At 69.9% G+C, this 20,297-nt stretch carries 18 protein-coding genes and 1 tRNA gene; 11 read left to right on the top strand and 8 right to left on the bottom strand.

The window, feature by feature from the left end; genetic code table 11:
• The first annotated feature begins 1 nt into the window (after window position 1).
• Genes ACHBTE_RS09500 through ACHBTE_RS09480 form a run of 5 tightly spaced genes read left to right on the top strand, consistent with a single transcriptional unit; the run spans window position 2 to window position 3,514 of the window.
• The gene (locus ACHBTE_RS09500) at window positions 2–679 is read left to right on the top strand and encodes a class E sortase (RefSeq protein WP_394723134.1); all 678 of its coding nucleotides are present in this window, start codon (window positions 2–4) and stop codon (window positions 677–679) included.
• Window positions 680–731: 52 nt separating this feature from the next.
• On the top strand, window positions 732–893 hold the full coding sequence (locus ACHBTE_RS09495) for a hypothetical protein (RefSeq protein ID WP_128435629.1): 162 nt from the start codon (window positions 732–734) through the stop codon (window positions 891–893).
• Window positions 890–1,528, top strand: coding sequence for an aminodeoxychorismate/anthranilate synthase component II (locus ACHBTE_RS09490; RefSeq protein ID WP_394723133.1), 639 nt, complete (start codon window positions 890–892; stop codon window positions 1,526–1,528). Before ACHBTE_RS09495 ends, ACHBTE_RS09490 begins: the two co-directional genes overlap by 4 nt.
• Window positions 1,525–2,736, top strand: coding sequence for a class E sortase (locus ACHBTE_RS09485; protein WP_394723132.1), 1,212 nt, complete (start codon window positions 1,525–1,527; stop codon window positions 2,734–2,736). The genes ACHBTE_RS09490 and ACHBTE_RS09485 overlap by 4 nt, the downstream gene beginning before the upstream one ends.
• A 13-nt stretch (window positions 2,737–2,749) precedes the next feature.
• Entirely contained in the window at window positions 2,750–3,514 is a 765-nt protein-coding gene (locus ACHBTE_RS09480) for a class E sortase (protein ID WP_394723131.1), read from the top strand.
• Between the two features lie 81 nt (window positions 3,515–3,595).
• Here ACHBTE_RS09480 and pknB read toward each other — a convergent pair whose 3' ends face one another.
• The 6 genes from pknB to ACHBTE_RS09450 all read right to left on the bottom strand — a co-directional run bounded on the left by pknB (window position 3,596) and on the right by ACHBTE_RS09450 (window position 11,838).
• Complete coding sequence (gene pknB, locus ACHBTE_RS09475; protein ID WP_394723130.1) at window positions 3,596–5,626, bottom strand: Stk1 family PASTA domain-containing Ser/Thr kinase; 2,031 nt, start codon at window positions 5,624–5,626, stop codon at window positions 3,596–3,598.
• 169 nt (window positions 5,627–5,795) lie between these two features.
• Window positions 5,796–7,268: a peptidoglycan D,D-transpeptidase FtsI family protein gene (locus tag ACHBTE_RS09470; RefSeq protein ID WP_394723129.1), complete on the bottom strand. Its 1,473-nt coding sequence runs from the start codon at window positions 7,266–7,268 to the stop codon at window positions 5,796–5,798.
• Entirely contained in the window at window positions 7,265–8,725 is a 1,461-nt protein-coding gene (locus tag ACHBTE_RS09465; protein ID WP_394723128.1) for an FtsW/RodA/SpoVE family cell cycle protein, read from the bottom strand. The genes ACHBTE_RS09470 and ACHBTE_RS09465 overlap by 4 nt, the downstream gene beginning before the upstream one ends.
• Before the next feature lie 28 nt (window positions 8,726–8,753).
• Window positions 8,754–10,343 carry a Stp1/IreP family PP2C-type Ser/Thr phosphatase gene (locus tag ACHBTE_RS09460; RefSeq protein WP_394723276.1) on the bottom strand — a complete coding sequence of 530 codons (1,590 nt, stop codon included), beginning with the start codon at window positions 10,341–10,343 and terminating at the stop codon, window positions 8,754–8,756.
• Between the two features lie 90 nt (window positions 10,344–10,433).
• Window positions 10,434–10,946: an FHA domain-containing protein gene (locus tag ACHBTE_RS09455; RefSeq protein ID WP_394723127.1), complete on the bottom strand. Its 513-nt coding sequence runs from the start codon at window positions 10,944–10,946 to the stop codon at window positions 10,434–10,436.
• Window positions 10,947–10,956: 10 nt separating this feature from the next.
• On the bottom strand, window positions 10,957–11,838 hold the full coding sequence (locus ACHBTE_RS09450) for an FhaA domain-containing protein (protein ID WP_394723126.1): 882 nt from the start codon (window positions 11,836–11,838) through the stop codon (window positions 10,957–10,959).
• Between the two features lie 498 nt (window positions 11,839–12,336).
• Here ACHBTE_RS09450 and ACHBTE_RS09445 point away from each other — a divergent pair.
• Window positions 12,337–12,423 (top strand) — tRNA-Leu (locus ACHBTE_RS09445).
• Window positions 12,424–12,648: 225 nt separating this feature from the next.
• Here the strand turns inward: ACHBTE_RS09445 and ACHBTE_RS09440 are convergent.
• A complete protein-coding gene (locus tag ACHBTE_RS09440) occupies window positions 12,649–14,181 on the bottom strand; it encodes a helix-turn-helix domain-containing protein (RefSeq protein ID WP_394723125.1) in 1,533 nt (510 codons plus the stop codon).
• Window positions 14,182–14,356: 175 nt separating this feature from the next.
• Here ACHBTE_RS09440 and ACHBTE_RS09435 point away from each other — a divergent pair, with 175 nt between their 5' ends.
• From ACHBTE_RS09435 to ACHBTE_RS09415, 5 genes are all read left to right on the top strand, one after another.
• Window positions 14,357–15,070, top strand: coding sequence for a DUF4232 domain-containing protein (locus tag ACHBTE_RS09435; protein WP_394723123.1), 714 nt, complete (start codon window positions 14,357–14,359; stop codon window positions 15,068–15,070).
• Between the two features lie 269 nt (window positions 15,071–15,339).
• Window positions 15,340–16,827 (top strand): DUF2252 domain-containing protein, encoded by a 1,488-nt coding sequence (locus tag ACHBTE_RS09430; RefSeq protein WP_394723122.1) that lies wholly within the window; start codon window positions 15,340–15,342, stop codon window positions 16,825–16,827.
• A 31-nt stretch (window positions 16,828–16,858) separates the two neighbouring features.
• Window positions 16,859–17,377, top strand: coding sequence for a hypothetical protein (locus ACHBTE_RS09425; RefSeq protein ID WP_394723120.1), 519 nt, complete (start codon window positions 16,859–16,861; stop codon window positions 17,375–17,377).
• A gap of 159 nt (window positions 17,378–17,536) precedes the next feature.
• Window positions 17,537–18,391 carry a J domain-containing protein gene (locus ACHBTE_RS09420; protein WP_394723275.1) on the top strand — a complete coding sequence of 285 codons (855 nt, stop codon included), beginning with the start codon at window positions 17,537–17,539 and terminating at the stop codon, window positions 18,389–18,391.
• Between the two features lie 139 nt (window positions 18,392–18,530).
• On the top strand, window positions 18,531–18,878 hold the full coding sequence (locus ACHBTE_RS09415; protein ID WP_394723118.1) for a rhodanese-like domain-containing protein: 348 nt from the start codon (window positions 18,531–18,533) through the stop codon (window positions 18,876–18,878).
• A gap of 89 nt (window positions 18,879–18,967) precedes the next feature.
• Here the strand turns inward: ACHBTE_RS09415 and ACHBTE_RS09410 are convergent, their stop codons facing one another.
• Entirely contained in the window at window positions 18,968–20,101 is a 1,134-nt protein-coding gene (locus ACHBTE_RS09410; protein WP_394723116.1) for an acyl-CoA dehydrogenase family protein, read from the bottom strand.
• Window positions 20,102–20,297 lie beyond the last annotated feature (196 nt).

Genomic DNA, 20,297 nt, shown 5'->3' with positions numbered 1-20,297 from the left:
GGTGCGTGTCGTCATCAGGACCGTCAGCGAACTGTGCATCACCGCCGGGACGGTGATCGTCCTCTTCGTGGCCTATGTGTTGTTCTGGACCGGCGTGAAGGCCGACAACGTCATGGACGACCAGATCGACCGGTTACAGGAGCAGTGGGCGCAGGAGACCATGCGTCCGACGGGCGCCGCGCCCGGCCCGCCCAAGCCCGCCCCGTATGTCGGGGACAAGCCTTTCGCGATCATGCACATCCCGCGTCTTGGTTTCACGTGGAACAAGCCGGTCCTCGAAGGCACCGCCACCAAGACGCTGAAGAAAGGGCTCGGGCATTACGCGAACACCGCGCAGCTCGGACAGAAGGGCAATTTCTCGGTGGCGGGCCACCGGCGTACGTACGGCGATCCCTTCAAGGACTTCCCCGAGCTGCGGCGGGGGGACGCGGTGGTGCTGACGGACGGAACCACCTGGTTCACCTATCGGATCGACAAAGGCCCCTACAAAACCCTGCCCACCGACATTGAGGTGATCGACGCTGTGCCCCGTAAGTCGGGGTACACGCGTGAGGGCCGCTATCTGACCCTGACCACGTGTGATCCGGAGTGGGGCCACAGTCACCGGCTGATCGTGTGGGCCCACCTGGACTCCACACAGCCTGTGGAGGCCGGGAAACCGGAGGCGTTGCGCCGTTAGTCTGTTGGCTGTACGGCGTGAGTCTGTGCCGTGGTGCGACGGAAGGGACGGCATGTACGGCTGGATCTGGCGGCATCTGCCGGGGAACGCGTGGGTGAGGGCGCTGCTCTCGCTCGCTCTGGTCGTGGCCGTGGTCTACGTCCTCTTCAACTACGTCTTCCCGTGGGCCGAACCGCTGCTGCCCTTCAACGATGTGACGGTGGACAACCAGTGAGCGCGCGCATTCTCGTCGTGGACAACTACGACAGCTTCGTCTTCAACCTGGTCCAGTACCTCTACCAGCTGGGCGCCGAGTGCGAGGTCCTGCGCAACGACGAGGTGTCGACGGCACACGCGCAGGACGGCTTCGACGGCGTCCTGCTGTCGCCGGGCCCCGGCACGCCGGAGGAGGCCGGGGTCTGCATCGAGATGGTGCGCCACTGCGCCTCGACCGGGGTGCCCGTCTTCGGCGTCTGCCTCGGCATGCAGTCGATGCAGGTGGCGTACGGCGGTGTCGTGGACCGTGCGCCGGAGCTGCTGCACGGCAAGACCTCGCTGGTCGAGCACGCGGGCAAGGGCGTCTTCGCGGGTCTGCCGACGCCCTTCACCGCGACCCGCTACCACTCGCTCGCCGCCGAGCCGCAGACCGTGCCGGCCGAGCTGGAGGTGACCGCGCGGACCCACGACGGCATCGTCATGGGCCTGCGGCACCGTGAACTTCCGGTCGAGGGCGTGCAGTTCCACCCCGAGTCGGTGCTGACGGAACACGGGCACCGGATGCTGGCCAACTGGCTGGTGGAGTGCGGCGACCAGGGCGCGGTGGCGAGGTCGGCGGGGCTCGCCCCGGTGGTGGGCAGGGCCACGGCGTGACCGCGCTGCGCCCCGAGCGCGAGTCCGGTGCCGGGTACGGGGAGTCCTTCTCGGACTCCTACGGCGGCGCCGGCGACCAGGGCACCTCGTACGGGCAGCAGCCGTACGAGGCGACCGGTGCGCACGGGGAGTGGCAGGGCGAGGACTGGCACGGCGAGGACTGGCAGAGCACTCAGGGCCACGGCGCCGGAGGCTATGGCGCGGGAGGTCATGGCTACGGCTCCGAGGAGCCCCCGGTCGCGCGACAAGAGCCGTACGCAAAACCGTACATACCGCCCGCCGACGACGAGACCGTGGCGCTGCGGATAGCGGACCCGCCACCCGACGCGTCCATATCGGCTTCTGTCGCCTCCTCAGCCACGGGGGCCTCCGGAACCCTTACGGGTGGCCGTGCGGCCCGCAGAAAGGCCGCCAAACGGCGTCATGGACGTCATGGCGGCTCGCGCCCGGCGTCGGACGCCGCGGAGACCGGGCCGGAAGGTTCCGGTGCGCCCCTTTCCCGGGTGGAGGCACGTCGGCAGGCGCGGGCGCGCAAGCCCAGCCCGGCGACCGTCGCGAGCAGGGCGATCGGTGAGGCGTTCATCACGGCCGGCGTGCTGATGCTGCTGTTCGTGAGCTACCAGCTCTGGTGGACCAACGTCCGGGCGCATGCGCAGGCGGACAAGGAGGCGAGCGCCCTCCAGAACGACTGGGCGAATGGCAAGCGGGCGCCGGGCAGCTTCGAGCCGGGGCAGGGTTTCGCCATGCTGCACATCCCGAAGCTGGACGTGGTCGTGCCGATCGCCGAGGGCATCGACAACAAGAAGGTGCTCGACCGGGGCATGGTCGGTCACTACGGCGAGGGCAAGCTGAAGACGGCGATGCCGGATGCCAAGACCGGCAACTTCGGGCTGGCCGGACATCGCAACACCCATGGTGAACCGTTCCGGTACATCAACCGGCTCGCGCAGGGCGACGCGATCGTCGTGGAGACGCAGGACAAGTACTTCGTGTACAAGATGGCGTCGATTCTGCCGGTGACGTCGCCGGGCAATGTGAGCGTGCTCGATCCGGTACCGCGGGACGCGGGTTTCTCCGAACCGGGGCGCTACATCACCCTCACCACGTGTACGCCGGAGTTCACCAGCAAGTACCGGATGATCGTCTGGGGCAAGATGGTCGAGGAACGGCCGCGCAGCAAGGGCAAGCCGGATGCGCTCGTCAGTTAAGGGCAGATGATAAGTGGCAGCGACCACAGACGGCACGGAAGAGCACACGGCCCCCCCTGCGTCACGGCGTCGTCCGGCACGCCGGCGCGGGATGAGCCGGATCGCGATGGCGATCAGCGTCTTCGGCGAACTCCTCATCACGGCGGGCCTGGTGCTGGGCCTGTTCGTCGTCTACTCCCTGTGGTGGACGAACGTCATCGCCGACCGCGCGGCGGACAAGCAGGCCGACAAGGTCCGTGACATCTGGGCCCACCAGGACGACGGCTCCGGGCGGCCCGCCGAGTTCGACCCCGCGGACGGCATCGGGTTCCTGCACGTACCCGCGATGAGCGGCAGCGAGATCCTGGTAGAGAAGGGCACGACGGCGAAGATCCTCAACGACGGGGTGGCCGGTTATTACACCGACCCGGTCAAGGCGACGCTGCCGACCTCGGGCAAGAAGGGCAACTTCTCCCTCGCGGCGCACCGGGACGGGCACGGAGCGAAGTTCCACGACATCCACAAGCTCGAGAAGGGCGACCCGATCGTCTTCGAGACGAAGGACAAGTGGTACGTCTACAAGGTCTACGCCGTCCTCCCCGAGACCTCGAAGTACAACGTCGAGACGCTCTCCAAGATCCCGAAGGAGTCCGGGAAGACGAAAGCGGGCCACTACATCACCCTGACAACCTGCACCCCGGTGTACACGAGCCGGTACCGGTACGTGGTGTGGGGCGAGCTGGAGCGGGTGGAGAAGGTGGACGAGGAGCGCACGGTGCCGCAGGAACTGCGGGGCTGACCGAGGCAGTCCTCGGCCGAGCAACGAACGAGCCCCGGCAGCCTGTGCAAGCTGCCGGGGCTCGGTCATGCGGGTCGCGGGTCAGTCCTCCGCGCGGGCGTTCGTCCCCGGTACGCCACCGAAGATGCCGCCGTTGTTGTTACCGCCGTTGTTGTTGCCGCCGTTCTGGCCGAAGCCGATGGTGGTCAGCGTGACCTGCGTGTTCGCGGGATCGTCGACCTCCTGGTTGCCCTTCGGGTCCTGGTCGGTGACGAGGGCGGTGTCGGCCTGGTCGCTGCCCTGGGCGAACTGGATGTTGGTGAAGCCGTTCTGCTGCAGGGTCTGCTTGGCCTGGGCCACCGTCTGACCGACGACGCTGGGCACCCTGGTCTTCTGCTGGGCCGCCTTGCCGATCTGGATGCTCACCGTGGAGCCCTTGTCGACCGAGGAACCGATCGCCGGGTCGGTACCGATGACCTTGCCGACCTGGTTCGGGTCCTGGGTCTCGACCTCGACGCAGGTGCCGACCAGGTCGTTGTCCTCCATCTGGGCCGTGGCGGCGTCACAGGTCTGGTTGCGGACGTCGGGGACGGTGGACTTCTCCTCCTCGACCGCGATGGTGAGGGTGATCGTCGAGCCCTTCTCGACCTCTTTCCCGCGCTTCGGGTCCTGGTCGAGGACGGTGTCCGGATCGTCCGAAGAGGTCTCCCGCTTCTTGGTCTTGATCTCGAACTGGTAGTCCTCGTCCTGGAGCTCCCGCTTGGCCTCGGCCAGCTTCAGCCCGATCACGCTGGGCACCGACACCTTCGGCGCCCCGGTCGAGACCACGATGTTGACCGTGGACTCCTTGTCGACCTCGACGCCGGCAGCCGGGTCCTGGTCGCAGATCTTGCCCTTGGGCTGGTTCTCGCACTCCTTCTTGCTGACCGTGCCCATCTTGAGGTCGCTGTTGGTGAGCAGTCCTCTGGCCGTTTCCTCGTTCTCGCTGATGAGGTTCGGCACGGCCACCTGGGTGTTGCTCGCGCTCTTGCCGTCGAAGATCCACTTGCCGATCAGGACCGCGCCGACCAGGACCAGTACCGCGGCGACGACCAGCAGGATGGTCGAGGTGTTGGACTTCTTCTGGCGGCGGCGGTCCATGCGGTCGTCGTAGCCGAAGCCGCCGTCGTCCGGGTTCATCGGCGGCAGCATCGACGTGGCGCCGGCGTCCGTGGCGCGCAGGGCCGTGGTCGGCTGGTCGTCGGGGTAGCCGCCGTAGCCCACCGAACCCATCGCGGCCGTGGCGGCGACGGGCTGGCCGTCGAGGCAGGCCTCGATGTCGGCGCGCATCTCGTCGGCCGACTGGTAGCGGTAGTCGGGGTCCTTAGTCAGGGCCTTCAGTACGATCGCGTCCATCTCGGGCGTGATCTCGGGGTCGAAGACCGACGGGGCCTGGGCCTCCTCGCGGACGTGCTGGTAGGCCACGGCCACCGGGGAGTCGCCGACGAAGGGGGGCCGTACCGTCAGGAGCTCGTAGAGCAGACAGCCCGTCGAATACAGGTCCGAGCGGGCGTCCACCTGCTCGCCCTTCGCCTGCTCCGGCGAGAGGTACTGGGCGGTGCCGATCACGGCGGCCGTCTGCGTCATGGTCATTCCGGAGTCGCCCATGGCGCGGGCGATGCCGAAGTCCATCACCTTGACCTGGCCGTTGCGCGTCAGCATGACGTTCGCCGGCTTGATGTCGCGGTGGACGATGCCGCTGCGGTGGGCGTATTCCAGGCCCTGGAGGATGCCGATGGTCATCTCCATGGCGCGCTCCGGCAGCAGCTTGCGGCCGGAGTGCAGAAGCTCACGCAGGGTGGAGCCGTCTACGTACTCCATGACGATGTACGGAATCGACACATTGTCGATGTAGTCCTCGCCCGTGTCGTAGACCGCGACGATCGCGGGATGGTTGAGCGAGGCGGCCGACTGGGCCTCCCGGCGGAACCGGGCCTGGAAGGACGGGTCGCGCGCGAGGTCCGCGCGCAGCGTCTTCACCGCCACGGTGCGGCCGAGCCGGGTGTCATGCGCGAGGTAAACCTCCGCCATGCCACCACGACCGAGCACCTGGCCCAGTTCGTACCGGCCGCCGAGGCGACGCGGCTCTTCCATAGCTACCTACCAGCCCTCTCCGTCGGTCCCGCCGTCACCCTTGTGGGTGTGGCGGTGGTCCGTCCGGGCATACCGTACCCGGCTCATCTTGTGTGACCTGGCCAAGCCCGTAACCCGATACAGGACCGGTATCGCAACGTGCACCGATGTGAAGGGGACGTGAGCGGGGTCACTTCTTGCTGTTGATGACCGCCTCCATCACGCTCTTGGCAATGGGAGCCGCGAGGCCGCCGCCGGAGATGTCGTCGCGGACGGCGTTCTCGTCCTCGACCACCACGGCCACCGCCACCGGTGAGCTGTTGTCGACCTTGGCGTATGAGATGAACCACGCGTAAGGGTTCTCACTGTTGTCCACACCGTGCTGGGCGGTACCGGTCTTGCCGCCCACCGTGGCGCCGTCGATCCGCGCCCGCTTGCCGGTGCCGTCCTCGACGACCGTCTCCATCATCGACTGGAGGATCTGCGCGTTCGCCGGCGACAGCGGCTTGCTCATCTCCTCGGGGTCGGTCTTCTCGATGGCGTCGAGGTTGTGGGTCTGGCGCTCGTCGACCATGTACGGCTTCATCAGGGTGCCGTTGTTGGCGACGGCCGAGGCCACCATCGCCATCTGGAGCGGGGACGCGGCGGTGTTGAACTGGCCGATGGAGGACAGCGCGGTCTGCGACGGGTTCATGTCGTCGGAGAAGACCGACGCGCTGGTACGGGTCGGCGTGAACTGCTCCTCCCCGAAGCCGAACTTCTCGGCCTCCTCCAGCATCTTGTCGTTGCCGAGGTCGGAGCCGATCTTGCCGAAGACGGTGTTGCAGGACCACTGGAGGGCGACCCGCAGCGTCGCGTTCTTGCAGGGGATGTTCCCCTCGTTCTTCAGCACGGTCGTGGTGCCCGGCATGGTCCACGGCAGCGGCGTCCTGGTCTTCTGGTCCGCTTCCGTGTACAGACCGTTCTCCAGCGCCGCGGCGGCGGTGACCACCTTGAACGTAGAGCCGGGCGGGTAGACCTCGCGCAGCGCCCGGTTCAGCATCGGGTCGTCCGGGTTGTTCTTCTTGTCGAGCTTTTTCCACGCCTCCTCGTCGGCGGAGCCGCCACCGGCGATCGTGGAGGGGTCGTACGACGGGAAGGACGCCAGCGCCAGGATCTTGCCGGTCGACGGCTCGATCGCGGCCACGGCGCCCTTGCCGCCCTGACGCTTCAGACCGTTGTACGCGGCCTTCTGCGCGGCGGCGTTGAGGGTGGTGACGACGTTGCCGCCGACCTTCTCCTTGCCGGTGATCATGTCGAGCGTGTTGCGGAAGAACAGCCGGTCGTCGGTGCCGCTGAGGATGCCGTCCTCGATGGACTCCAGCTGGTTGGCGCCGTACGCCTGCGAGACGAAGCCGGTGACCGGCGCCCACATGGCGCCGTCCTTGTACGTGCGCTTGTACTTGAAGTCGCCCGTCGTCGTTTCCTTGTGCCCGGTGATCGGGTCGCCGCCGACGATGATGTCGCCGCGGGGGGTGGAGTAGCGGGCGATGAGGACCCGGCGGTTCTCGGGGTCCTCGCGCAGGGTGTCGGCCTTGACGTACTGAAGCCAGTTGTCACGGATGAGCAGCGCGAGCACGAGAAGGCCGCAGAAGACCGCGATCCGGCGCAGAGGCTTGTTCATGACGGACGGACCACCTGGGTCATCTCAGCGTCGGGGTTGGGCGCGGGGGCGGGCGCCGGACGGCGAGCGGTGTCGCTGATGCGGATGAGTACGCCGATGAGCGCCCAGTTGGCGATGACCGACGAACCGCCGTACGCGAGGAACGGCATCGTCATACCGGTCAGCGGGATCAGGCCCATGACGCCGCCGGCGACGACGAAGACCTGGAGGGCGAAGGCGCCGGAGAGGCCGACGGCGAGGAGCTTGCCGAAGGGGTCGCGGGCGGCGAGGGCGGTGCGCACGCCGCGCTCCACGATCAGGCCGTAGATCAGCAGGATCGCCATGATGCCGGCCAGGCCGAGCTCCTCGCCGAATGTGGCGAGGATGAAGTCGGAGTTGGCGGCGAAGCGGATGAGCTCGGAGTGGCCCTGGCCCCAGCCGGTGCCGAGGGTGCCGCCGGAACCGAAGGCCCACAGGGCCTGCATGGCCTGCTCGGAGTGGACCAGGCCGTCGCCGTTCGGGGTGCGGCTCAGCGTGTACTCGCGCATCGGGTCGAGCCATGCCTGGACTCGGGTCTGGACGTGCGGTTCGAAGCTCGCCACGCCGACCGCGCCGGCCGCGGACATCAGCAGACCGAAGACGATCCAGCTGGTCCGCTCGGTGGCGACGTACAGCATGATGACGAACATTCCGAAGAACAGCAGCGACGTACCGAGGTCGGTCTCGAAGACCAGGATGAGGATGGAGATCATCCAGACGACGATGATCGGGCCGAGGTCGCGGCCGCGGGGCAGGTACAGGCCCATGAAGCGGCGGCTGGCGAGGGCGAGCGCGTCGCGCTTGACCATGAGGTAACCGGCGAAGAAGACCGCCAGCACGATCTTGGCGAACTCACCGGGCTGGATGGTGAAGCTGCCCACCTGGATCCAGATCTTCGCGCCGTAGGTGAGTTCGGCGCCCAGGCCCGGCACGAGCGGCAGCAGCAGAAGGATCAGCGCACCCGCCATGGAGATGTAGGTGTAGCGCTGGAGGGTGCGGTGATCCTTGAGGAAGACCAGCACGGCGATGAAGAGGGCGATGCCCATGGCCGTGTAGATGAGCTGGTTGGTCGCCTTGTCGCCGGCCTGTCCGATCGACTGCAACAGCTTCGACTGGTCCAGCCGCCAGATCGCCACCAGCCCCAGCCCGTTGAGCAGTGTCGCCAGGGGCAGCAGCAGCGGGTCCGCGTAGGGCGCGAACTTCCGTACGGCGAGATGGCCGACGCCGGCCAGCAGGCCGAGGCCGAGGCCGTAGCCGAGCAGCCCTGCGGGGACCTCGTCGTTGATGGCGAGGCCCACGTTGGCGTAGGCGAAGACCGGGATGACGACCGCGAACACCAGCAGCGCGAGCTCGGTGTTGCGCCGGCTGGGCGCACCGATCGCGCCGATCGTGGACGTGTGATGCGTCGGCGAGTTCTGCGTTGGATTCGTACCGCTCATGGATGTGACGGGGCCTCTCACGGCTTGCCTACTGCGTACCGCAGTTCGTGACGACCTTCTGCTCTTCCTCCGAGAGAGTGGGGCCGGGGCTTGGCGTCGCAGTCGGTGTCGGGGAGGTGGAGGGGGAGGGGGAGGTGGACGGGTCCGGGGACTTGGTGGCCGACGGCGTCGATGTCGCCTTGGACGTAAGGGAGGTACGGGTGGTTCCCGTGGTGCCTCCGGCCACGCCCTCACCCGTGCGGGAGCTCTTCTCGCTCTCGGCGGCCTGCTGTTCCGACCGCTTCTTGCAGGCGGAGGCCTGCACGGCGAGCTCGTCGATCTTCGCCTGGGCGTCCTGGAGGCCGCCCTCGGCGATGGTCGCCTTGACCAGCTTCTGCTGATAGGGCGGCAGGTACTTGAGTTCGATCTCGGGGTGGTCCTTCTCCACCTTCGAGAGCGAGACCCAGGCCAGGTCCTGGCTGATGCCGCGGTACAGGGCGACATGCTGCTCGTTGGCACCGACGTAGTACTGCGTCTGCGTCCAGCGCCAGCCGCCGTAGAGGCCGCCGCCGACGACGGCGAGCGCGAGGGCCGAGTAGAAGGATCTCTTCAGCCACTTGCGGCCCTTGCCGGGCTTGACGAAGTCGTCATCGGTGAATTCGCCGAAGCTGCCCGCCGGGACGTAGCCGGTGGTGTCGCCGGAGCCGGGCGGGCCGAACTCGCCGCCCCCGCCGCCGCCCTGTCCGGGCACCGGCCGGCCGAGCCCGGAGGCACGTCCCGCCGGGGTCTGCATGATCCCGTTGTCGTGCAGCTGGTGCTGGTTCTCGGCGACGGCGCCGACCACGACGGGGGTGTCGGACAGCTGTCCGGCGAGGGTGTCGCCGGTGTCCAGGTCGAGGACGTCCGCGACGATCACGGTGATGTTGTCGGGGCCGCCACCGCGCAGCGCGAGCTGGATGAGTTCCTGGACGGTCTCCTGGGGGCCCTGGTAGCTGGCGAGGGTGTCCTCCAGGGTCTGGTGGGACACGACGCCGGACAGCCCGTCGGAGCAGATCAAGTACCGGTCACCGGCGCGCACTTCACGGATGGACAGATCGGGGTCCACATGGTCGCCGCTGCCCAGCGCGCGCATCAGCAGGGAGCGCTGCGGGTGGGTGGTGGCCTCCTCCTCGGTGATGCGGCCCTCGTCGACGAGGCGCTGCACCCAGGTGTGGTCCTGCGTGATCTGCGTGAGGACGCCGTCGCGCAGCAGATACGCGCGCGAGTCACCGACGTGCACGAGGCCGAGCCGCTGCCCGGTCCACAGCAGGGCGGTGAGCGTGGTGCCCATGCCCTCCAGCTGCGGGTCCTCCTCGACCATGGCGCGCAGCTGGTCGTTGGCGCGCTGGACGGCCGTACCGAGTGAGGTCAGGACGTCGGAGCCGGGGATGTCGTCGTCGAGGGCGACGATGGTGGAGATCGCCTCGGACGAGGCGACCTCGCCCGCGGCCGCGCCGCCCATGCCGTCGGCGATGGCGAGCAGGCGGGGTCCGGCGTATCCGGAGTCCTCGTTGCCCTCCCGGATCATGCCTTTGTGCGATCCGGCGGCGAAGCGCAGTGACAGACTCATGCGCACCTCGCCCGTCGGCTCCGGGTACATCCGCACGGTGCCCACCCTCCGGTCGGGAGCGCGCCGGGGCCCGTGGTCCGGTCCGCCACTGCGTGCTCGCTCCGCTCGCTCATTTTCGTACTACTTCCGCAGCTCGATGACGGTCTTGCCGATGCGGATCGGCGCGCCCAGCGGAATCGGTGTGGGGGTCGTCAGCCGCGTTCGGTCGAGGTACGTGCCGTTGGTGGAGCCCAGGTCCTCGACGATCCACTGGCCGTCGCGGTCCGGGTAGATCCTGGCATGCCGGCTGGAGGCGTAGTCGTCGTCCAGCACGATCGTGCTGTCGTGCGCCCGGCCCAGGGTGATCGTCTGGGACTGGAGCGCGACGGTGGTGCCGGAGAGGGTGCCCTCGGTCACAACCAGCTTGGACGGTGCGTTACGGCGCTGCCTGCCGCCGCTCTGCTGGCCGCGCTGCTGCGGAGGCGCCGCCTGCCGGGCGGCCTGCTGCTGCCGGCCGGCCTCCCGCCTCGCCCCGCGCTGGGTGACACGCGTACCGAACAGGTCGCTGCGGATGACCTGCACGGCCACGATCACGAACAGCCACAGGACGGCCAGGAAACCCAGCCGCATGACCGTGAGGGTCAGCTCTGACATTGCCCCCGCTTCACCCTTCGGCTTGCCGGTAAATGATGGTGGTGCTGCCCACGACGATCCGCGAGCCGTCGCGGAGCGTAGCGCGGGTGGTGTGCTGCCCGTCCACCACGATGCCGTTGGTGGACCCGAGATCCTGGATCGTCGAGGGCGTTCCGGTCCGGATCTCGCAGTGCCGGCGGGAGACGCCGGGGTCGTCGATCCGCACGTCGGCCTCGGTGCTGCGGCCCAGCACGAGCGTCGCGCGGGAGATCTGATGGCGGGTGCCGTTGATCTCGATCCAGTAGCGGGTGCGACCGCCTGCCGCGGGTGCGGCGGGGGGACGCTGGCCGCCCGCGGGCTGCGGGTAGCCGTAACCGGCGGGTCGGCCGCCGGGAGGCGGCGCGGCCGGCATGGGCGGGGCGCCCGCGGGCGCGACGGGCGGGTAGCCGTAGCCGCCCTGGGCGCCGCCGGTCCGCTGTGCGCCGCCGGGCCGCCCGGCCGGGGCGGCGGGCGCGGGGCCCTGGCCCTGCTGGTCGGAGGAGCCGGCGAGCGTACGGCTGCGCACGCGGTACAGGCCGGTGTCGAGGTCGTCGGCCTTCTCCAGGTTGACCTTGATCGGGCCCATGAAGGTGTAGCGCTGCTGCTTGGCGTAGTCGCGGACCATGCCGGCGAGCTCGTCGCCGAGCTGGCCGGAGTAGGGGCTCAGACGCTCGTGGTCCGGCGCGCTCAGCTCCACGATGAAGTCGTTGGGGACGACCGTACGGTCGCGGTTCCAGATGGTCGCGTTGTTGTCGCACTCGCGCTGGAGCGCTCCCGCGATCTCCACGGGCTGGACCTCGGACTTGAACACCTTGGCGAAGGTGCCGTTGACCAGACCTTCGAGACGCTGCTCGAACTTCTTCAGGACTCCCATGGGGCACCTCCTCCGTCGCTGCCTTCGTCCTGCATCCCGCCGGGCGGGCACTGCCTTACCTGGTACTGCTTACTGATCGTATCCACGCGCCGGTCGATCGGCTGGTTCCCCCTGTCGGCCCGGTCGACGGGTGTCGACGCCCTCGAAGTTCCCTTCGAAGCTCCCCTTCGAACTCTTCACGCACACAGTCTTGCCATGGATCGTAGAGGCGGCCGAAGACCAGTGTCCCGCACCTGACTGTGGACCCCGACCGGCTCCTGGGGAGACGAGTACTACCGGTACGAGGTTGATACGTGAACTGGTCTGCGCTGAGACGGAACGCCGGACGCCCCCTCGATCGGCCCCCTCCGCCCGCCCGCACCGACTGCGCTGGTGGGCGCTCGCACGGGCGGCTGCCCAGCGATAAGGGATGTGAACCCACCCTGGACGGCGTGCTAATGTTCTGGGTGTCGGAAGGCGCCGGGCCCAAGGGGCAAGAGGCCGGAAGACACACCCAATGCGCGGGTGGCGGAATAGGCAGACGCGCTGGATTCAGGTTCCAGTGCCCGCAAGGGCGTGGGGGTTCAACTCCCCCCTCGCGCACCATGAGATACCGATGAACGGGTCTCTGCCAGTGATGGAAGTCACCGGCAGGGGCCCGTTTCTCGTATGTCGTCGCCTGTGAGCGATCACAAGGGACCGTGAGGGACCGTGGGAGGCCGTGAGGGATCGCACAGAGGCCGCGGCGGGTTCGCGCAGCCGATCGGTGCCGATGAAAGGCCCGCCCGTGAGCTATCTCACGGGCGGGGCCACCATCAGGGCCGGGGCGGGTCAGCCGCCCTGGCGTTCGATCCAGTCACTACCGCCGAGCGGATAGTCGTAGCCGGGGCGGCCGACGTCGGCGCTGGTGCGGAACGGGGTGCCCTTGTCGTCGATACGGACGGTGCCGCGGCGGCTGCCGTTGGACCACTCCAGGGTGAGATACCAGCGGACGTCGTGCGCCTTGGTGTGGGCGGTGACGTAGAAGACCTCAGGGTCGGACTCGCTGACGCTGTACGGGAAGGCGCGCTGGCCGTTCTTCACGGTGACCGTCGGGCTGCCCTGGTCCAGGTCGACGTCGAACGACCTGGTGGAGACGTTGCCGCCGCAGCCGACGCCCATCGAGTAGTCGTTCCAGGCGAGCGGTGCACCCTTGGAGACGACGCGCACATGCAGTGACTGGAGGACGACGGTGTCCGCGCCGGTGCCCTGCACGGTGAGGGCGACCTGCTGTTCACCCGAGGAGACCGCGCCGTACGCGGCAGCCCAGCGCGGGGCGTCCTGTTCGCTCGCGGGCGGGCCGACCTGTTCGGGCTCGCTGTCGACGAGGAAGTGCTGGCTACAGGGGTCCTGGTAGACGTAGGGGCGGGTTCCGACGGTGACCGGGACGGGGGCGTCGCCGCTGCCGTCACCGCCGCCGGTGCGCTCGGGAGCCCCTTCGCGCTCGGCGCCGTCCTGTGCCTCGCCGGAAGCGGTGGCCGGGGCGGAGGCCGATGCCGACGGTGTGCGCTTGCGTCCGCCCGGTTCGCCCGGGGACGGGGTGGCGGCGGGCTTGCCGGCGCCGGTCCCGCCGTGGGGCGCGGGCGCGCCGGCTGCCTGGCGGTCCCGCGGGTCGCCTTCGCCGTCGCCGCCCCACGGTGGGTTGACGACGAGCCCTACGGCCCCCAGCACGGCGACCGCCGCGGCGGAGGCGATCAGTGCGGTGCGGCGACGTCGGCGTGGGGCGGGGGCGTGTGGTGTGGGGTCGTGGGGGGTGGGGTCATGGGGGGTGGGGGCCTGGGGAGCGTCGAGGGCGGCCGGTGGGGTGGGGGTGTCGTCGCCGTGCTCGGTGCCGTGCTCGGACGGCGTCGTCGTAGGGGGCCGGGGCGAGGGCTCGGTGGAGTCCTGCGGTGGGGGTGTGGTTATGGGTGTGGGGGGCTGTTCCGTCGAGTCCGGGGTCGGTGCCGGGGGTGCGGCCGTGGGCGGGGTCGTGGGTGCGGCCTTGGGTGGGGTCGGTTCTGGTGAAGCGGCGTTCCGGGGAGCGTCCTTCGGCGTCGCCTGTTCCGCCCTGCGCCTGCGTGCCTCGTCCGCCAGGATCCAGCGGCGGTGCAGTTCCATGAGCTCCGGCGGCGTTGCCCGGCAGGCCCGGGCGAGGCGCTCGACGGACGCGTACTCGTTCGGGACCGCGGTGCCGTTGCAGTAGCGGTGCAGCGTCGATGTGCTCATGTGCAGCCGCTTGGCCAGGACTCCGTAGCTGAGTCCCGACCGGTCCTTGAGCGCGCGCAGCGACGCCGCGAACTCCTCGGTCTCCCTGGCCCCAGCCGTCCCCGACACCCGTTCCTCCATCCCCCGGCGTCCCGTTCGCGCATTCCAGGGGCGGTCGATTCCCCCAGGTCAGAGCGCATTTCGGTGTTCCAGTGTCCCCAACTGCCCGCTGTGCGTGGCGCTTGGGACAGATCAGTCCACAAGCTTCAGCCATCCAAGCACCACACCGACCCGAACAGCGAAGGGGCACCGCAGCATGTCCGCCACCCGAAACACCCGTACCCGTCTCGTCGGCGCCGCCGCGGCAGTCGTCATCGCCGCGCTCTCGATGACCGCGTGCGACAACGGAACGGGCGTCAACGACGAAGGCGCCTCGGCCGGCGCCACCCCGACAACGTCGTCCTCCACAGGATCGAACGACTCCGAGGCGTCCGCCGGAAGTTCGTCCTCGTCCATGTCGGGCGGGACCTCCGCGTCCGGGGGCCAGGAGCAGGACCCGACGGCGGGCACCACCGCCACGAAGCGTCCGGCCTCCTCCGCCAAGCCGGTCACCTGCGAGGGCTCCAACACCAAGACCGTCGCAGCCCCGTTGAACCGGCCGCTCAACCACATGCTGCTCACGGTCACCAACACCGGCAGCGCGCCCTGCCATCTCTACACCTACCCGGCCGTCCGCTTCGGCGAGGCACAGTCCGTGCCGCCGGTCATCGAGGAGTCCAAGCCGCAGGCCGTCGTCACGCTCGACCCGGGCGAGTCCGGTTACGCCGCCGTGGTGCTGGCCGCCGCCGACGGCAGCGGGGCGAACGGCCGCACCGAGAAGTCCCTGGCCGTCTACTACCACGGCCGGTCCGGCAACGAGAGCGTCGGCAAGGGCGCCAACCCGTCGCTGCCCGCGGAGGGCGTCCACATCGACGACTCGCTCAAGGTCACCTACTGGCAGCAGTCGATGGACGACGCGCTCACCTGGTGATCCTCAGCGACCTTGGCTCGATTGCCGTGACCTGTTGGGGGGCCCTCAGGTCACGGCAGCGGGTGGTGGAGGGCGAGGGTGGCGGGTGGTCGGAGGCCGGTGGGGGTGAGGGTGGTGGAGGCCGGTGAAGGTGGTGGCTCGCGTTCTCGATGAGCGGGTGCGGGTTTTCCACAGCTGCGGAGTTGTCCACAGGGTCTGACGAGTTTCGGCCACCGGTTGTAACGTCGGCACGAGTTGATGTTCGTGCGTGAGCGGGGGAGGCGGTCGGAATGGCAGGTGCCGGTGCGGAGGGTGCCGAGGCTTCGGCGGGAGTGGCTGAGGTCCGCTCGGAGTCGGGGTCACAGGCGCCGGTCGGGGCCTCGAAGTCCGGGTCGCGTCGGCTGCCCCGGGTCGGCGGCTTCGCCGAGTGGCCCGGCGGCGGGTCGCCCAAGGAGGAGGGCAAGGCGCTGCGCAAGCGGCTCCCGCGCGAGGCCCACGCGGACCTCCCCCTCGACGCCGCCCGCCCCGACGCCGTGGCTGCCGTCGAGGAGTCCAACCTCGGCCGGCTCCCCGACCTCACGGCGATGAGGGTGGGCCGGATGGCGGCGACGCCCTTCGCCTTCCTGCGTGGCTCGGCAGGACTCATGGCGTACGACCTCGCCCGCACCCCCATGACCCGGATCCGCGCTCAGATCTGCGGCGACGCGCACGCGGCGAACTTCGGTCTGTACGGCGACGCGCGCGGCGGCCTGGTGATCGATCTGAACGACTTCGACGAGACGCTGTACGGCCCTTGGGAGTGGGATCTCAAGCGGCTCGCCGCCTCGCTCGTGCTCGCCGGCCGGGAGGCCGGGGCGGACGAAGAAGCGTGCCGTGAGGCGGCCCACGACGCGACCGGTGCCTATCGGCGCACGATGCGGCTGCTGGCCAAGCTCCCGGTGCTGGACGCGTGGAACGCGATCGCGGACGAGGAGCTCGTCTCCCACACCGACGCCCACGACCTGCTCGGCACGCTGGATCGGGTCGCGGAGAAGGCGCGGGGGAACACCAGCGGTCGCTTCGCGGCGAAGTCGACCGAGCCGACCGAGGACGGTGGCCGGCGGTTCGTCGACGCCCCGCCGGTGCTGCGCCGCGTCCCGGACGAGGAGGCCGCGGCGGTGGCGGCGTCGCTGGAGGGGTACCTCACGACTCTCTCCGAGGACCGTCTTCCCCTGCTGGCCCGGCACTCGGTGCACGATGTGGCGTTCCGTGTGGTGGGCACGGGCAGCGTCGGCACCCGCTCGTATGTCGTCCTGCTCCTCGACCACCGTGGCGAGTCCCTGGTCCTCCAGGTGAAGGAGGCCCGCCCCTCGGCCCTCGTCCCGCACCTGGAGACAGCCGGCTTCGAGGCGCTGGAGCCGGAGCACGAAGGGCGGCGCGTGGTGCTCGGGCAGAAGCGGATGCAGGTGGTCAGCGACATCCTGCTGGGCTGGACGACGGTCGACGGCCGACCTTTCCAGGTACGCCAGTTCCGCAACCGCAAGGGCAGCGTCGACCCGGCCGCGCTGGCCGCCGACCAGATAGACGACTACGCCCGTATGACCGGCGCCCTCCTGGCCCGCGCCCACTCCCACAGCGCCGACCCGCGCCTGATCGCCGGCTACTGCGGCAAGAACGAGGCACTGGACGAGGCGATCGCCACCTTCGCCGTCACCTACGCCGACCGCACGGAGGCGGACCACGCCGCCCTGGTGGCGGCGGTGCGGGCGGGGCGGATCGCGGCGGAGGTGGGGGTGTGAGAGGTCACGGTCCGCTCGTGGGGCGGGCTCGGTGAAGTACATCGACGTCAACGGTGGGTCCAGTGGGTCCGGTGGGTCCGATGGGTCCGGTGGGGCGGCCGGGGGCATCGACCCGACCGCCTATCTGGCCCGGCTGACCACACTTGCGGGGCAGCTGCCGGCCGGGGCGCGAGCGTTCGCCACCGACCCCGGGCACTACGACTTCTCCGGAAAGCGCTGTGTGAAGGACCTGAGGCCGCACGAGGTCCGCCGCATCGGCGACGACAGGATCGAGCTCCACCTCCGGCACAACTGCTGGAAGCACGACGAGGACCTGGTCGTGCGCTACGCGGGAGTCTCCCGATTTCAGGTGGCCGGAGTGGATGCGGTGGGCGGCGCGGGCGCCGTGGACGTCTGTGATGTGCAGGCATGCGGGGAGGTGATCCTCGACGAGGTGCTGGCGCATCCCCAGGGCTGCTCGCACGAGATCGCCTGTCGGCAGGGGACGCTGCTGGTCGTCGGCCGGGATCTGGTGGCGGAGTGGGTGACCGCGGACTGCGCGAACATCTGAGGACGAGGTAGAGGGTCAGGTGGAGGGGTCGGCCGCCGCAGCGTTGTCGCGGGGACGAAGGGCCCGTCGGGCGTGGCCTACGCTGGTCGGGTGACGACGCCGGAAGCTGAGCAGTCCCAGGCCGAGCCCGCTGGTGCGGGGACGCAGGGCGGTGCCGCGATGCCCGCCGGTGGAGCCGAGCAGGGTGGTGAGGCGCAGGTGACGGCCGAGAACGGTGCCGGCAGGCCGGAGGAACGGCTGGAACGGGCCGTGCGGGCTGCCGAGCAGGCGTTGATCGAGTACGAGATCGCGGTGGAGACCTTCCGCGTCGAGGTGGAGAACTTCTCCCGGCTGCACCATCAGAAGCTCGGCCCGATGTACGCCCGCCTCGACGAGCTGGACGCCCGTATCGCCGAGGCGACGGCCGCGCGCACCGGCGACCCCGAGGACCTCCGCAAGGCGGACGAGGCCCGTGCCCGGGTGATGCCGATGCCCGGCGTCGAGGAGCTGTTCCACGGCTGGATGGACGGCGACGGTCTGTTCCCCGAGGCTGCGGCGATGCTCACGGATCAGCCGGTTCGGCCGCCGGAGCGGGTGCGCCCCAGCGACGAGGCCCGCAAGCTCTACCGGGACCTGGCCCGCAAGGCTCACCCCGACCTGGCGCAGGAAGATGCCGAGCGGGCCCGGCGCGAGGAGTTCATCACCCGCGTGAACGCCGCCTACGCCCGTGGCGACGAGGCACTGCTGCGGGAGCTGGCCGACGAGTGGGCCGCGGGCCCCGTCGCCGAGGAGCAGGGCCCGACGCCGGCGGAGGAGCTCTACGCCCGCCTGGAATGGCTGGCCCAGCGCAAGGAGCTGCTCGCTCTCGTCGCGAAGGAGCTGGAGGAGAGCGCGATCGGCGCGATGCTGCGGCTCGCCCCGGAGGACCCCGACCGGCTCCTCGACGAGATCGCCGACCAGCTCCTGGCCCAGGTCGCCCAGCGCGAGACGGAACTGGCGGCACTGCTTGGGCAGGAGGACGAGGGCCGGCCTTAGGGCGCAGGGCCTGGGTGTGCAGGGCGAGGGGAACCGCGCGGCCCGACCACGGGCCGGACATTGCGCCGTACCGCGCGACTGGGCCCCCCTCCCCCTGGGTGTCCGGATGGCCCGCGCGGCGTCGGGTAGCGTCGGAGCCATGCAATTCGGATCAGGCGTACCCACGGTCGAGGTCAGCGACCTCAAGGACGACGACTTCCTCCTGGACGTCCGCGAGGACGACGAGTGGCAGGCGGGCCATGCCGAGAGGGCGCTGCACATCCCCATCAGCGAGTTCGTCGCCCGCTACGGCGAGCTGACCGAGGCCGCTCCGCAGGACGGCCGCGTCCATGTGATCTGCCGCTCCGGTGGCCGTTCGGCGCAGGTCGCGATGTACCTGGTCCAGCAGGGCATCGACGCGGTGAACGTCGACGGCGGCATGCAGGTGTGGGCCGCGGCCGGACGCCCCGTGGTGAACGACGAGGGCCGGCCCGGCTTCGTTCTCTGAGCCGTCGTCCTCTGTGCCGTCGTCCCTCTGAGCCGTCATCCTCTGTGCCGGCCCGCTGAGCCGTCCGCCGCTGCCGGTCGACCGGATCGTCAGGCCAGTGGATGTGTCGCCAGCAGGTCGCCCAGCGCCTCCTCATGTGCCGCCGCCGGGCCGAGCGCCAGTTCCAGGTGCTTGGCCCAGGCGTGGTACCGGTGCAGCGGATAGTCGACGTCGGCGCCGAAGCCCCCGTGCAGATGCTGGGCCGTCTGCACGACCCGGCGTACGCCCTCCGAGGCCCAGATCTTGGCCACCGCCACATCCCCGGCGGCCGGCAGTGACCCCGGCGCCCCCGAGGTGATCCGCCAGGCGGCCTGCCACAGCGCGGCCTCCATGGCGCGCAGGTCGATGTAGCGGTCGGCGGACTGCACGGCGACGGCCTGGAACGTGGCGATCGGATGCCCGAACTGCTCCCGTTTGCTCGCGTACTGCGCGGTCATCTCCAGTACCCGCTCACCGAGCCCGAGCGCCAGCGCACAGGTCCCCGTGGCGAGCAGCTCCCGCAGCCACTCCCAGGCGCCCCCGGCGTCGACGACGTACGACGTTGCGAGCCGCACCGATTCCAGCCGCAGCTCTCCCAGCCGTTCCCCGCTGGTCGAGAACTGTTCGGCGAGCGAAACCCCCTCCGCATCGCGCGCCACCAGCGCGAGGATGGTCCGGTCGGCGGCCGTACGGGCCGGCACGACCACGAGATCGGCGTCGTACACCCAGGGAACCGCGGTCTGCACCCCGTCCAGCACCCAGCCGGGACCGTCCTGCCGGGCGGTCACCGCGAGCTCGGCCGGATCGTGGCCGGTGCGGCCGTGCGCGGCGACCGTGAGCACGATCTCGCCGCGTCCCGCCCGCGCGAGCAGCTCGTCCTTCAGCTCGGGGCCGCCGTAGGACTGGACCGCGGCCAGCGCCGCGCTGCTCTCCAGGAGCGGTACCCGGGCCAGTACCTTCGCCGACTCGCGCAGCACCAGGCACAGGGCGATGGCGTCGAGGCCGGCCCCGCCGTACTCCGGCGCCGACAGCAGGCTGAGCAGGTCCGCCTCCGCGAGGCGGCTCCACAGCGGGCGGTTGAAGCCGTCGGCCACGGCGCCCGGCGTGAGCGCGGGGGAGGGCACCGCGTCCGGCGCGACCCCGGCGAACACCCCGCGCGCCGCCTCGGCCGCCGCCTGCTGTTCCTCGGTGAAGGTGAAGTCCACGGTCCCTGCCCTTCCACACGTCCCGACGCACGGCGATCTGACGGAGCGTCAATGTAGAACAGGTTCTAGAAGAAGGGAATGGCCCGGGTGGGGCCCCCTTAAGGTGTGGACAATGGCGGCCCGCCAGGGGCTGTGCCCGGCGGGTGGGCCTGAGTACCGTTCCCGTGCGAGTGCTCAGGGCAGCCGAACCGGAATC

Origin of the sequence: Streptomyces sp. M41, from assembly GCF_043673425.1 — a bacterium.
In the GTDB taxonomy this organism is placed as follows: domain Bacteria; phylum Actinomycetota; class Actinomycetes; order Streptomycetales; family Streptomycetaceae; genus Streptomyces.
Note: the sequence above shows the minus strand (reverse complement) of the source record. Positions and strands in the feature narration are given on the sequence as shown.